This window comes from Pseudomonas sp. 21615526, from assembly GCF_013386245.1.
In the GTDB taxonomy this organism is placed as follows: Bacteria; Pseudomonadota; Gammaproteobacteria; order Pseudomonadales; family Pseudomonadaceae; genus Aquipseudomonas.
Genome location: NZ_JACAOM010000010.1, coordinates 62,900 through 75,632 on the forward strand (window position 1 = coordinate 62,900; position 12,733 = coordinate 75,632).

Sequence of the window (12,733 nt, forward strand, 5' to 3'; positions counted from 1 at the left end):
AGGCGTTGGGCACGTGCACGGGTATCAGCCTATGCCGCTTGCCGCGAAAAATATCGGCGGCGACACGCTGCCTATTTAACAGCAAAGCCTGTGCCTACTCAAATCAAGCATTTCAGGCTGTTACAAGGGGCACGGCATTTCTGCGTCAAACACTTGTCCTAGACAGGTGCAGGCTTTTTCGCAGGTGCTGGGTAATTTTTCCGGTAGCTGTTGAAGCCTTGCCTGTCGGGCAAGCCCGCTCTGCAAGGGGCGATTTGCCGCACCTCGAAAGGGTCAGCCAGGCTGCGCACGGCCGGCACTCTTGCTAGAGTGGTCCTGCACCTGATCAATGAATTTTTATCAATTGAAGGGGAAACACATGGCAATCGATATTGGTATCAGTGAAGAAGACCGTAAATCAATCGTTGATGGACTTTCGCGACTGCTTTCCGATACCTATGTACTTTACCTGAAGACCCACAACTTCCATTGGAACGTAACGGGGCCCATGTTTCGTACACTGCACTTGATGTTTGAAGAGCAGTACAACGAACTGGCGCTGGCGGTGGATTCAATCGCAGAGCGTATTCGTGCCCTGGGCTTTCCCGCACCGGGTGCCTACTCGGTGTATGCGCGACTTTCTTCGATCAAGGAAGAAGAGGGTGTGCCGAGCGCTGAAGACATGATCAAGCAACTGGTCGAAGGCCAGGAAGCGGTGACTCGCACAGCCCGGGGGATCTTCCCGTTGTTGGATAAAGTCAGTGATGAACCGACGGCGGACTTGCTGACCCAGCGTATGCAAGTGCATGAAAAGACCGCATGGATGTTGCGTTCCCTGCTCGAAAACAAATAACACCGGTGGCGGGAGGGCGTCGAGCTGACGCCCCTCGCATGCCTGCTTCCCGGCGATTTCCGTGATTCCGCGAGCTTCCTGATACGCGCGTTGGCTTGTCCTACGGTGATCGGCTCCCTGTCTTCTGGCTGCACTTGTCGTCTTGATGTTTTATAGCTCAACGGCCAACGAGAACATGAGTGGCCGTCAGGCAATGGAGTGTCAAGTGTATGTCACGCGGAGCAGGTAATGGAGTTATGGAAACGTGCGGATTGCACAAGATAAAGGTAGATCCCTTTGCCAAGGGGTTCGATATGAACTTGGCCAGGCCATTGTCCCGATCGGTTCGGCTTAATGGTTTTTCGACGTGTTTGCGGCTCGAAGAGGTGTATTGGAATATCCTCGCGGAGATCGCCAGGATCAATACGTGTTCGGTCAGTGCGCTGCTGTCTTACGTGGACCGGGAAGTGCACTTGCGTTATGGCGGTGTAAAGAACTTCAGCGGTCTGGTCAGGGTGGTTTGCGTGGTGCATGTATTGAAAGGGCGGCTTGTCGCGCCCAGTGTCCAGCCGGACCCTGCATGAACCTTGTGCCGGGCGCCCGTCCCGGGATTGCCCCGGCTCGGGCGCCCGGCAGAAGCCTGCTGCAGTCATCTATATAAAGAGCAGCGCGCCGCTACGGCTGCACAGCCTCGATTTACCAGATATAATCCCGGGCTTTGCTGCGCATGCCGGGACTTTCCCACAGGATAGAGCCAGGGCAGGGCGTGGCGCAGTAATGATCTGATCGCCGAGACATCTCCATGCCCATGTACGACTATCAATGCGCTTCCTGTGGTCATCAGTTGGAAGCCATTCAAAAGATCAGCGCAGCGCCGCTGGTCGATTGCCCTGCCTGCCAGGCACCGGAGCTCAAGAAGATGTTGTCCATGCCGGGCTTTCGCCTGAGTGGCAACGGTTGGTACGAGACCGACTTCAAGACCGGTTCGAAGAAGAATCTGGCCGGCGGCGACAAAGCAGACTGAGTTGAACTCTACGCGCAGGCTCCTGCATTATCCGTCACCTGACTTAGCTGTACGGTGATGAGGCGGGCCTCCACCGAATTTCGAATTACGAGAAGCGAAACCACTATCATGATGCGCAGCCACTATTGCGGCCAACTGAACGAGACCCTGGAAGGTCAGGAAATCACCCTTTGCGGATGGGTTCACCGTCGCCGCGACCACGGCGGGGTGATCTTCCTCGATATCCGTGATCGTGATGGTCTGGCCCAGGTGGTGTTCGATCCGGACCGCGCCGAGAGCTTCGCCGCCGCCGATCGCGTGCGTAGCGAGTACGTCGTGAAGATCACCGGCAAGGTTCGCCTGCGTCCGGCCGGTGCCACCAACGCCAACATGGCGTCGGGCATGATCGAAGTGCTGGGTTACGAACTGGAAGTGCTGAACGAGTCGGAAACTCCGCCGTTCCCGCTGAACGAGTTCTCTGACGTTGGCGAAGAAACCCGCCTGCGTTATCGCTTCCTGGACCTGCGTCGCCCGGAAATGGCCGAGAAGCTGCGCCTGCGTTCGCGCATGACCACCAGCATCCGTCGCTTCCTCGACGAGAACGGCTTCCTCGACGTCGAGACGCCGATCCTGACCCGTGCTACCCCGGAAGGCGCCCGCGACTACCTGGTGCCGAGCCGTACCCACGCCGGTTCCTTCTTCGCCTTGCCGCAATCGCCACAGCTGTTCAAGCAACTGCTGATGGTCGCCGGCTTCGACCGTTACTACCAGATCGCCAAGTGCTTCCGTGACGAAGACCTGCGGGCCGACCGCCAGCCGGAATTCACCCAGATCGACATCGAGACCAGTTTCCTCGATGAAAAAGAGATCATGGGCATCACCGAGCAGATGATCCGCAACCTGTTCAAGGAAGTGCTGAACCTGGAGTTCGGCGAATTCCCGCACATGACCTTCGAAGAAGCCATGCGTCGTTACGGTTCCGACAAGCCAGACCTGCGTAACCCGCTGGAACTGGTTGACGTTGAAGACCAACTGAAAGATGTCGACTTCAAGGTGTTCAGCGGCCCGGCCAACGACCCGAAATGCCGTATCGCCGCACTGCGCGTGCCTGGCGCTGCGAGCATGCCGCGTAAGCAGATCGACGACTACACCAAGTTCGTCGGCATCTACGGTGCCAAGGGCCTGGCGTACATCAAGGTCAACGAGCGCGCCAAGGGCGTCGAAGGCCTGCAGTCGCCAATCGTCAAGAACATCCCTGAAGCCAACCTCAATGTGATCCTGGATCGTGTTGGCGCGGTTGACGGCGACATCGTGTTCTTCGGTGCCGACAAGTCGAAGATCGTCAGCGAAGCGCTGGGTGCACTGCGGATCAAGGTCGGCAACGACCTGAACCTGCTGACCTGCCAGTGGGCGCCGATGTGGGTTGTCGACTTCCCGATGTTCGAAGAAAACGACGACGGCAGCTTCAGCGCACTGCACCACCCGTTCACCGCGCCGAAGTGCACGCCGCAAGAGCTGGAAGCCAACCCGGCTGGCGCTCTGTCCCGTGCCTACGACATGGTGCTCAACGGCACCGAGCTGGGTGGCGGTTCGATCCGTATCCACCGCAAGGAAATGCAGCAATCGGTCTTCCGCCTGCTGGGCATCAACGAAGATGAGCAGCAAGAGAAGTTCGGCTTCCTGCTCGACGCCCTGAAATACGGCGCGCCACCCCATGGCGGCCTGGCCTTTGGCCTGGACCGTCTGGTGATGCTGATGACCGGTGCCCAGTCGATCCGTGAAGTGATTGCCTTCCCGAAAACCCAAAGTGCTGCCGACGTCATGACGCAAGCGCCGGGTGTGGTGGATGCCAAGGCACTGCGCGAGCTGCATATCCGTCTGCGCGAGACACCAAAGGCTGAGTAAGGCCGCAGCGTGAAAGCGCGATAAGGTTTTACATTGTCAGCTAAGGGCGCATCTTCGGATGCGCCTTTGCGTTACAAGGGCTGCACGTTAAAGAGGGAAGTCCCGCCTGGGGCGGGATCGACAGGTTTCTACAGAATTTCGGAGTTGTGTTATGGCTGGCCATTCCAAGTGGGCGAACATCAAGCACCGCAAAGAGCGTCAGGATGCCAAGAAAGGCAAGATCTTCACCAAGTGGATTCGCGAGCTGACCGTTGCCGCGCGCCAGGGTGGCGGTGACCCGGGTTCCAACCCGCGCCTGCGCCTGGCCCTGGACAAAGCCCTCGGCGCCAACATGAGCCGCGACATCATCGACCGCGCCGTGGCCCGTGGTGCCGGTGCGGCCGATACAGACGACATGGTCGAGTTGAGCTACGAAGGCTACGGCCCGGGTGGCGTGGCGGTGATGGTCGAGTGCATGACCGACAACCGCAACCGTACCGCGGCTGCCGTGCGCCATGCGTTCAGCAAATGTGGCGGCAACCTCGGCACTGACGGTTCGGTGGCCTACCTGTTTGAGCGCAAGGGGCAGATTTCCTTCGCGCCGGGCGTGGATGAAGATGCGCTGATTGAGGCGGCAATGGAGGCCGATGCCGACGACGTGGTGACCAACGAAGACGGCTCCATCGACGTGTTCACCTCGTTCGCGGGCTTCTATTCGGTGCGCAACGCCCTGGAAGCGGCTGGTTTCAAAGGCACCGACGCGGAAATCGTGATGCTGCCGACCACCAGCGCCGAGCTGGACCTGGACGGGGCGCAGAAGGTACTCAAGATGCTCGACATGCTTGAAGACCTGGATGACGTGCAGAACGTCTATTCCAATGCCGATATTCCGGAATCGGTGGCTGAACAGCTAGGCTGAAGGATGATGCAGATCTAATGTGGGAGCGGGCTTGCTCGCGAAGGCGGCGTGTCAGTCAGTCAATACGGTGACTGATACACCGCCTTCGCGAGCAAGCCCGCTCCCACATTTTGATCTTGGCTATATCAAGAATTTTTTATCCAACTGCAGGCGTTATGACTCTAATCCTAGGTATCGACCCCGGTTCGCGAATCACCGGCTTTGGCGTGGTCCAACAGACCCCGCGAGGCTGCGTGTACGTGGCGTCGGGCTGTATCCGTACCGGCGCCGGCGAGTTGGCCGAGCGCTTGCAGATCGTGTATCGCGGCGTGCGTGAAGTGATCCAGACCTATGGGCCAGTGACCATGGGCATCGAAAAAGTGTTCATGGCGAAAAACGCCGACTCCGCCCTGAAGCTCGGCCAGGCCCGCGGTGCGGCCATCGTGGCCGGAGCCGAGGAGGGCATGGAGATCGCTGAATACACCGCGACCCAGGTCAAGCAAGCCGTGGTCGGTACCGGTGCTGCCAATAAAGAGCAGGTGATGATGATGGTCATGCACATGCTCAAACTCACCGCCAAACCGCAAATCGATGCCTCCGACGCCCTGGCCATTGCCATTTGCCATGCCCATACCCGTTCCAGCCTGATGCCCCATGGCTTGGGGACCGCACGCAGTCGTGGCGGCCGGCTGCGTCTCTGATAGCATCAGCGCATTCATTCTGCGTGGGGTGCATGAACGGCCTGTGCTGTCGGCCGGCATGCCCGCGTTATTACCGGCCAGGCCTTGATTTGAGCCGATTCTTAAGGATTCGAACGTGATTGGACGCTTGCGCGGCACCCTGGCTGAGAAACAGCCACCGCACCTGATTCTGGATGTAAACGGGCTGGGTTATGAGCTTGAAGTGCCCATGACCACCCTCTACCGCTTACCGTCGGTCGGTGAACCGCTGACCCTGCACACTCACCTGGTGGTGCGCGAAGACGCGCAATTGCTCTATGGGTTCGTTGGCAAGCGTGACCGGGATTTTTTCCGTGAGCTGATCCGCCTCAACGGCGTGGGGCCGAAGCTGGCGCTGGCGCTGATGTCGAGCCTGGAAGTGGATGAATTGGTGCGCTGTGTGTCGGCCCAGGACACGTCCGCGCTGACCAAGGTACCGGGCGTTGGCAAGAAAACCGCCGAGCGCCTGCTGGTGGAGCTCAAAGACCGCTTCAAGGCCTGGGAGGTTGTGCCGAGCATGTTTGCCCTGGTGCCCAACCAGCCTGATGCGCCGGGTGTGCCGGTGGCCAGCGCTGAAAGCGATGCGGTCAGCGCGCTGATCTCCCTGGGCTACAAGCCGCAAGAGGCGAGCAAGGCCGTGTCAGCCATCAAGGACAAGAACCTGAGCAGCGAAGACATGATCCGCCGCGCCCTGAAGGGAATGATTTAAGTGATTGAAGCTGATCGTCTGATCGCGGCCACCGGGCCTCGTGATCGTGAAGAAATCCAGGACCGGGCGATTCGCCCCCTGAGCCTTGCCGAATACATCGGCCAGCCCACCGTGCGCGAGCAGATGGAGCTGTTCATCCAGGCCGCGCGCGGGCGCAGCGAGTCCCTGGACCACACGTTGATCTTCGGCCCGCCCGGGCTCGGCAAGACCACCCTGGCCAACATCATCGCCCAGGAAATGGGCGTGTCGATCAAGTCCACCTCCGGCCCCGTGCTGGAGCGCCCGGGCGACCTGGCGGCGCTGCTGACCAACCTGGAGCCCCACGACGTACTGTTTATCGACGAGATCCACCGGCTTTCGCCCATCGTCGAGGAAGTACTGTACCCGGCCATGGAAGACTTCCAACTGGACATCATGATCGGTGAAGGCCCGGCGGCGCGCTCGATCAAGCTCGACCTGCCACCGTTCACGCTGGTGGGTGCGACCACCCGTGCGGGCATGCTGACCAACCCGCTGCGAGACCGTTTCGGGATTGTTCAACGTCTAGAGTTCTATAGCACGGCGGATCTGGCCACCATCGTCAGCCGTTCGGCGAGCATCCTTGGCTTGCCCCTGGACCCGGAAGGCGCCTTTGAAATCGCCCGCCGCGCCCGTGGTACCCCGCGGATTGCCAACCGTCTGCTGCGCCGGGTGCGCGACTTTGCCGAAGTGCGGGCCAAGGGGCATATCACCAAGCCCGTGGCAGACCTGGCGCTGAACCTGCTGGATGTGGATGAGCATGGCTTTGATCACCAGGACCGGCGCCTGCTGTTGACCATGATCGAGAAGTTCGATGGCGGCCCGGTGGGCGTGGACAGCCTCGCCGCCGCCATCAGCGAAGAGCGGCATACGATTGAGGATGTACTGGAGCCGTATCTGATTCAGCAGGGCTACATCATGCGCACGCCAAGGGGGCGTGTGGTCACCCGGCATGCGTATCTGCACTTTGGGTTAAACATTCCGTCACGATTGGGCGAGATGCCCGTAGTAGACGAATTCCTCGATGCAGTAGACGATTAAAAACGCTTGGCGATTCGATTTATTCGGAGTTTGTGCTGTCCTAGTGGCTGGCGTCGTCATTCTTTCGTTAGAAATGTGCCACAGAATGAAAAACAGTTGCCTGGCCGGATTGGCAACCTGAGGAGTAAGCACTAGAGTATGCGCGCGCAAAACGGGGATCAGTCGTTCGCACATCGCTGTCGCGTTTATTACGAGGACACCGATGCTGGCGGCATCGTTTATTACGTCAATTACCTAAAGTTCATGGAGCGGGCTCGAACCGAGCGGCTACGGGAGCTGGGCTTTGCCCAATCCCAGCTGGCAGGGGAGGACCTGTTGTTTGTCGTGCATTCCAGCGAGGCGCGTTACCACGCGCCGGCGCGACTGGACGACGAGCTGCTGGTCAGCGCAGAAATAACCGAATTGAACCGTGCCAGCCTGCGCTTTAAACAGCAGGTCAGGCGGGCTACGGATGCAACGCTGCTCTGTGAGGGGCAGTTCCTGGTGGCCTGTGTTCGCACCAATAGTTTGAAACCCCGGGCCATTCCCGAAACTCTACGCGCGGCCTTTGCCGGCGTGAGCGGCGCGGGTAAACACTCAGAGCAGGAGATTTAGCGTGGAACCTACCGTCGTCGACCATTCCTCCATGTGGAGCCTGGTCAGCAATGCCAGTGTCGTGGTTCAACTGGTGATGCTGGTCCTGGTAGCCGCATCGGTTACCTCTTGGGTCATGATTTTTCAGCGCAGCAACCTGCTGCGTGCTGGTCGACGTGCCCTGGAGAGCTTCGAAGAGCGCTTCTGGTCGGGTATCGACCTGTCCAAGCTGTACCGCCAGGCGGGCAGCAACCCGGACCCGGATTCGGGCGTCGAGCAGATCTTCCGCGCCGGCTTCAAGGAATTCTCCCGTCTGCGCCAGCAGCCAGGCGTTGACCCGGAAGCGGTCATGGAAGGCGTGGCCCGTGCCATGCGCGTCGCCATCTCCCGCGAAGAAGAAAAGCTTGAGCAAAGCCTGCCGTTCCTCGCCACCGTCGGTTCCGTCAGCCCGTATATCGGCCTGTTCGGTACCGTATGGGGGATCATGAACTCCTTCCGCGGCCTGGCCCAGGCCCAGCAAGCGACCCTGGCCACCGTGGCCCCGGGTATCGCCGAAGCGCTGATCGCCACCGCCATCGGTCTGTTCGCAGCTATTCCCGCAGTAATCGCCTACAACCGTTTTGCCGCTCGTGGCGAAACCTTGATCAGCCGTTACTACACCTTCGCCGATGAATTCCAGGCGATCCTGCACCGTAAAGTGCACACCAGCGAAGAATAAGCAGGTAATTCCCAATGGCTTTAATCGCTCGAGCTCGCAAAAAGCGCAAGCCGGTCGCCGAGATGAACGTAGTGCCTTACATCGACGTGATGCTGGTGCTGCTGGTTATCTTCATGGTGACCGCGCCGATGCTCAATCAGGGCGTGAAGGTTGATCTGCCCAAGGTTTCCAGCGAAGCCTTGCCGCAGGACAACAACACCCAGGTCCTGACCATTTCGATCAAGGCTGACAAGACCTATTACTGGAACCTTGGCAGCGAAGTCGACACTCAGAAACAGCAGGACAAGGCCATGACCTTGCCGCAGATGACTGATGCCGTGACCAAGATCATTCGCGCCGGCAACGAAGGTGGCAAGCACACCCAGGTGTTCATTCGCGGCGACAAGGTCGTCGACTACGGCTCCGTCATGGGCGCCATGGGCGGGCTGCAGAAGGCCGGGGTCGGTAATGTTGGCTTGATTACCGAGGCGCCCTGATGCACCAACAGCGAGAGCCGTCCGCCTCGGAAAGCTACTTCTGGCCTAGCGTCTGGGCAATTGCCCTGCACGTCCTGGTGTTTGGCATGCTGTTCGTCAGCTTTGCCATGACCCCGGACCTGCCGCCAGCCAAGCCGATCGTGCAGGCGACCCTGTATCAGCTGAAATCGAAAAGCCAGGCCACCACCCAGACCAATCAGAAGATTGCGGGTGAGGCCCAGAAGTCGGCTGCGCGCCAGACTGAAGTCGAGCAGATGGAACAGAAGAAGGTCGAGCAGGAAGCGGTGAAGGCTGCTGCGGAACAAAAGAAAGAAGAGGCGGCTCAAAAGGCCGAGGAATCGAAAAAGGCTGACGAGGCGAAGAAAGCTGCAGAGGCGCAAAAGGCTGATGAAGCCAAGAAAGCCGATAAAGCTGCCGAAGCCAAGAAAGCTGAAGAGAAACAATTGGCTGATATAGCCAAGAAGAAATCTGAAGAAGAAGCCAAGAAGGCTGCCGAAGAAGAGGCCAAGAAAAAGGCCGCTGAAGACGCGAAGAAAAAGATAGTCGAAGACGCGAAGAAGAAAGCCGCGGACGACGCCAAGAAGAAAGCTGAAGCTGACGAGGCGAAGAAGAAGATCGCCGACGATGCGAAGAAGAAAGCTGCCGCCGATGCCTCCAAGAAAAAGGCCCAGGAAGCAGCGCGTAAATCGACCGAAGACAAAAAGGCCCAGGCCTTGGCCGATTTGCTTTCCGACACGCCGCAGCGCCAGCAAGCCTTGGCCGATGAACGTGGTGATGAAGTCGCGGGCAGTTTCGACGACCTGATTCGTTCACGGGCAGCGGAAGGGTGGACCCGTCCTCCTTCGGCACGTAAAGGCATGACAGTAGTGCTGCAGATCGGCATGTTGCCGGACGGTACGGTGACTTCGGTCAGCGTGGCCAAGTCCAGTGGCGACGGTTCGTTCGACAGTTCGGCGGTAGCAGCGGTCAAGAACATTGGCCGGTTGACCGAGATGCAGGGAATGAAACCAAGCGACTTCGCTCCCTACCGTTCATTCAAGATGACATTCACACCTGAGGATCTAGCCTTGTGAGAAACCTTCTTCGAGGAATGCTTGTCGTTATTTGCTGCATGGCAGGGATAGCGGCGGCGGATGAAAAGAACATCCTGGTCACCAGCGGTAGCGATCGGGCCACCCCGATCGCCGTTGTGCCGTTTGGCTGGCAGGGCGGCAGCGTGCTGCCGGACGACATGTCGCAGATCATCAGCGATGACCTGCGCAACTCCGGCTACTACGCACCGATCGACAAAGGCAACATGATCAGCCAGCCGACCCAGGCCAGCGAAGTCATCTTCCGTGACTGGAAAGCGCTGAACGCCCAGTACCTGATGGTGGGCAGCATCACGCCCGCCGGCGGTCGCCTGCAGATCCAGTACACCCTGTTCAACGTCGCGACCGAGCAGCAAGTGCTGACCGGCAGCGTGTCGGGCACCACGGATCAGCTGCGGGACATGGCGCACTACATCTCCGACCAGTCGTTTGAAAAACTGACCGGGATCAAGGGTGCCTTCTCCACGCGCTTGCTCTATGTAACGGCCGAGCGTTTTTCGGTAGACAACACTCGTTACACTTTGCAGCGTTCCGACTATGACGGCGCGCGTGCAGTGACGCTGCTGCAATCCCGTGAGCCGATCCTGTCGCCGCGTTTCGCGCCAGATGGCAAGCGTATCGCCTACGTGTCCTTTGAACAGAAGCGTCCACGGATCTTCGTCCAGCACATCGATACCGGTCGCCGTGAGCAGATCACCAACTTCGAAGGCCTGAATGGCGCGCCAGCCTGGTCGCCGGATGGTTCACGCCTGGCATTCGTATTGTCCAAGGATGGCAACCCGGACATCTACGTGATGAACATGGCTTCGCGCCAACTGAGCCGAGTTACCAGCGGCCCGGGTATCAACACCGAACCGTTCTGGGGCAAGGATGGCTCGACCATCTACTTCACCTCCGACCGTGGCGGCAAGCCGCAAGTCTACAAAACCAGCGTCAACGGCGGCGGCGCCGAACGAGTGACCTTTATTGGTAACTACAACGCTGCACCTAAGCTTTCGGCTGATGAAAAGACGTTGGTGATGATTCACCGTCAGGATGGTTTCACTAATTTCCGGGTTGCGGCCCAGGATTTGCAGCGTGGAACCGTAAAAATCCTTACAGATACCAACCTTGATGAGTCAGCTACTGTTGCGCCCAACGGCACCATGGTAATCTACGCCACCCGCCAGCAGGGCCGGGGAGTCTTGATGCTCGTGTCCATTAATGGACGCGTAAGGCTCCCGCTTCCTACCGCTCAAGGCGAAGTCAGAGAACCGTCCTGGTCCCCTTACCTGAACTGACGCGGCGCTACAAAAAGAAGTACTTAACACACTGGGGTTCATTAGGAGTTTCACGATGGAAATGCTGAAGTTTGGTAAGTTTGCTGCTCTGGCTCTGGCTCTGTCCGTAGCCGTTGGTTGCTCGTCTAAAGGCGGCGACAATGCCGGTGAAGGCGCAGCTGTTGATCCAAACGCTGGTTACGGCGCTAACACTGGTGCAGTTGACGGCTCCCTGAGCGAAGAAGCTGCTCTGCGCGCTATCACCACTTTCTACTTCGAATACGACAGTTCGGACCTGAAACCAGAAGCCATGCGCGCTCTGGACGTTCACGCGAAGGACCTGAAAGCTAACGGCGCTCGCGTTGTTCTGGAAGGTAACACCGACGAACGTGGTACTCGTGAGTACAACATGGCACTGGGCGAGCGTCGTGCGAAAGCCGTTCAGCGCTACCTGGTTCTGCAAGGTGTTGCTCCAGGCCAACTGGAACTGGTTTCCTACGGTAAAGAGCGTCCAGTTGCTACTGGCCACGACGAGCAGTCCTGGGCTCAAAACCGTCGCGTCGAACTGCGTAAGTAATTCGTCATGCGAACGTGCCGTCGTGCTCTAACTGTATTGGCTCTCAGCCTGGCACCGCTTGCGGTGTGGGCTGCGGTTCCTGTGGAAGATAGCAACTCTGGCTATAACAATAGCGGGAGCAGTTATCCGCCAGCGGGTTATGGCACGAACGGCGCCTATGCCGGGGGCGCGGCAACTGCCGCGCCTTCGGCACAGGGCGAACTGTTCAACCAGCTGCAACGCATGCAGGATCAATTGTCGCAGCAACAAGGCACGATTGAGGTTCTGCAGAATCAAGTGAACCAGCTGAAGCAAGAAGGCCTGGAGCGTTACCAGGATCTTGATCGACGCATTGGAGCCGGCGTTACACCAGCCGCTACTCCTGATAATTCTTCTGCCGGTGGCGCCGCAAGCGCCGCCGGTGGTGCAGCGGCAGGGGCCGCGGCTGCCAGCCAAGCCCCTGCCGCCAGCAGCGAACCGGGTGATCCGGCGAAGGAAAAGCTGTATTACGATGCAGCCTTCGACCTGATCAAAGCCAAGGATTTCGATAAGGCCAGCCAGGCTTTTACCGCATTCCTGCGCAAATACCCGAACAGCCAGTACGCGGGCAACGCCCAGTACTGGTTGGGTGAGGTGAACCTGGCCAAGGGTGATCTGCAGGGCGCAGGCCAGGCATTTGCCAAGGTCAGCCAGCTGTACCCCAAGCACGCCAAGGTGCCGGATTCGCTGTACAAACTGGCTGACGTAGAACGCCGCCTGGGTCATACCGACAAGGTCAAAGGCATTCTGCAGCAGGTGGTGGCCCAATATCCGGGTACCTCTGCGGCCCAGTTGGCTCAGCGGGATCTGCAACGCATGTAAGCGTCGCAACCCGTTCAGAAGAAACCCGCGCCCTGCGCGGGTTTTTTCGTTAGAATCCACGCCCTTTTATGAAACACGCTTCCTGGGGTTTACGCGTTGGCGGAATTCCTCGAAGT

Annotated in this window: 15 protein-coding genes; all 15 read left to right on the forward strand. The window is 58.9% G+C overall.

The genetic code is table 11. The features are described from left to right. Window positions 1-358 precede the first annotated feature (358 nt). The 15 genes from HX786_RS04460 (at window position 359) to ybgF (ending at window position 12,617) form a co-directional block, all read left to right on the forward strand. Complete coding sequence (locus tag HX786_RS04460) at window positions 359-832, forward strand: Dps family protein (protein WP_003209800.1); 474 nt, start codon at window positions 359-361, stop codon at window positions 830-832. A gap of 209 nt (window positions 833-1,041) precedes the next feature. Continuing rightward, the gene (locus HX786_RS04465; protein WP_043225921.1) at window positions 1,042-1,395 is read left to right on the forward strand and encodes a ribbon-helix-helix domain-containing protein; all 354 of its coding nucleotides are present in this window, start codon (window positions 1,042-1,044) and stop codon (window positions 1,393-1,395) included. 218 nt (window positions 1,396-1,613) lie between these two features. After that, entirely contained in the window at window positions 1,614-1,835 is a 222-nt protein-coding gene (locus HX786_RS04470) for an FmdB family zinc ribbon protein (protein WP_003209804.1), read from the forward strand. 108 nt (window positions 1,836-1,943) lie between these two features. Then, window positions 1,944-3,719, forward strand: coding sequence for an aspartate--tRNA ligase (gene aspS, locus HX786_RS04475; RefSeq protein ID WP_003209808.1), 1,776 nt, complete (start codon window positions 1,944-1,946; stop codon window positions 3,717-3,719). Between the two features lie 151 nt (window positions 3,720-3,870). Beyond that, window positions 3,871-4,617 (forward strand): YebC/PmpR family DNA-binding transcriptional regulator, encoded by a 747-nt coding sequence (locus HX786_RS04480; protein WP_003209810.1) that lies wholly within the window; start codon window positions 3,871-3,873, stop codon window positions 4,615-4,617. A 155-nt stretch (window positions 4,618-4,772) separates the two neighbouring features. Continuing rightward, on the forward strand, window positions 4,773-5,297 hold the full coding sequence (ruvC, locus tag HX786_RS04485; RefSeq protein ID WP_003209812.1) for a crossover junction endodeoxyribonuclease RuvC: 525 nt from the start codon (window positions 4,773-4,775) through the stop codon (window positions 5,295-5,297). A gap of 115 nt (window positions 5,298-5,412) precedes the next feature. Then, window positions 5,413-6,024 carry a Holliday junction branch migration protein RuvA gene (gene ruvA / locus HX786_RS04490; protein WP_003209814.1) on the forward strand — a complete coding sequence of 204 codons (612 nt, stop codon included), beginning with the start codon at window positions 5,413-5,415 and terminating at the stop codon, window positions 6,022-6,024. After that, a complete protein-coding gene (gene ruvB, locus HX786_RS04495; protein WP_003209815.1) occupies window positions 6,025-7,083 on the forward strand; it encodes a Holliday junction branch migration DNA helicase RuvB in 1,059 nt (352 codons plus the stop codon). Between the two features lie 138 nt (window positions 7,084-7,221). After that, window positions 7,222-7,677 carry a tol-pal system-associated acyl-CoA thioesterase gene (gene ybgC, locus HX786_RS04500; protein WP_008432379.1) on the forward strand — a complete coding sequence of 152 codons (456 nt, stop codon included), beginning with the start codon at window positions 7,222-7,224 and terminating at the stop codon, window positions 7,675-7,677. Window position 7,678: 1 nt separating this feature from the next. Next, window positions 7,679-8,374: a protein TolQ gene (tolQ, locus tag HX786_RS04505; RefSeq protein WP_003209819.1), complete on the forward strand. Its 696-nt coding sequence runs from the start codon at window positions 7,679-7,681 to the stop codon at window positions 8,372-8,374. A gap of 23 nt (window positions 8,375-8,397) precedes the next feature. Further along, on the forward strand, window positions 8,398-8,850 hold the full coding sequence (gene tolR / locus HX786_RS04510; RefSeq protein WP_161635741.1) for a protein TolR: 453 nt from the start codon (window positions 8,398-8,400) through the stop codon (window positions 8,848-8,850). Further along, on the forward strand, window positions 8,850-9,923 hold the full coding sequence (tolA, locus tag HX786_RS04515; RefSeq protein WP_003209823.1) for a cell envelope integrity protein TolA: 1,074 nt from the start codon (window positions 8,850-8,852) through the stop codon (window positions 9,921-9,923). The genes tolR and tolA overlap by 1 nt, the downstream gene beginning before the upstream one ends. A 17-nt stretch (window positions 9,924-9,940) precedes the next feature. Beyond that, window positions 9,941-11,221 (forward strand): Tol-Pal system beta propeller repeat protein TolB, encoded by a 1,281-nt coding sequence (gene tolB, locus HX786_RS04520; protein WP_032868196.1) that lies wholly within the window; start codon window positions 9,941-9,943, stop codon window positions 11,219-11,221. 55 nt (window positions 11,222-11,276) lie between these two features. Next, a complete protein-coding gene (gene pal, locus HX786_RS04525) occupies window positions 11,277-11,777 on the forward strand; it encodes a peptidoglycan-associated lipoprotein Pal (RefSeq protein ID WP_003209827.1) in 501 nt (166 codons plus the stop codon). 6 nt (window positions 11,778-11,783) lie between these two features. Then, on the forward strand, window positions 11,784-12,617 hold the full coding sequence (ybgF, locus tag HX786_RS04530; RefSeq protein WP_023659229.1) for a tol-pal system protein YbgF: 834 nt from the start codon (window positions 11,784-11,786) through the stop codon (window positions 12,615-12,617). Window positions 12,618-12,733 lie beyond the last annotated feature (116 nt).

Bases quoted from the DNA above. Each gene is read 5' to 3' on its own strand.
- ybgF (WP_023659229.1), top strand. From the start codon at position 11,784: ATGCGAACGTGCCGTCGTGCTCTAACTGTATTGGCTCTCAGCCTGGCA.
- HX786_RS04480 (WP_003209810.1), top strand. From the start codon at position 3,871: ATGGCTGGCCATTCCAAGTGGGCGAACATCAAGCACCGCAAAGAGCGT.
- ybgC (WP_008432379.1), top strand. From the start codon at position 7,222: ATGCGCGCGCAAAACGGGGATCAGTCGTTCGCACATCGCTGTCGCGTT.
- aspS (WP_003209808.1), top strand. From the start codon at position 1,944: ATGATGCGCAGCCACTATTGCGGCCAACTGAACGAGACCCTGGAAGGT.
- tolB (WP_032868196.1), top strand. From the start codon at position 9,941: ATGCTTGTCGTTATTTGCTGCATGGCAGGGATAGCGGCGGCGGATGAA.
- HX786_RS04460 (WP_003209800.1), top strand. From the start codon at position 359: ATGGCAATCGATATTGGTATCAGTGAAGAAGACCGTAAATCAATCGTT.
- ruvC (WP_003209812.1), top strand. From the start codon at position 4,773: ATGACTCTAATCCTAGGTATCGACCCCGGTTCGCGAATCACCGGCTTT.
- pal (WP_003209827.1), top strand. From the start codon at position 11,277: ATGGAAATGCTGAAGTTTGGTAAGTTTGCTGCTCTGGCTCTGGCTCTG.
- tolA (WP_003209823.1), top strand. From the start codon at position 8,850: ATGCACCAACAGCGAGAGCCGTCCGCCTCGGAAAGCTACTTCTGGCCT.
- HX786_RS04470 (WP_003209804.1), top strand. From the start codon at position 1,614: ATGCCCATGTACGACTATCAATGCGCTTCCTGTGGTCATCAGTTGGAA.
- HX786_RS04465 (WP_043225921.1), top strand. From the start codon at position 1,042: ATGTCACGCGGAGCAGGTAATGGAGTTATGGAAACGTGCGGATTGCAC.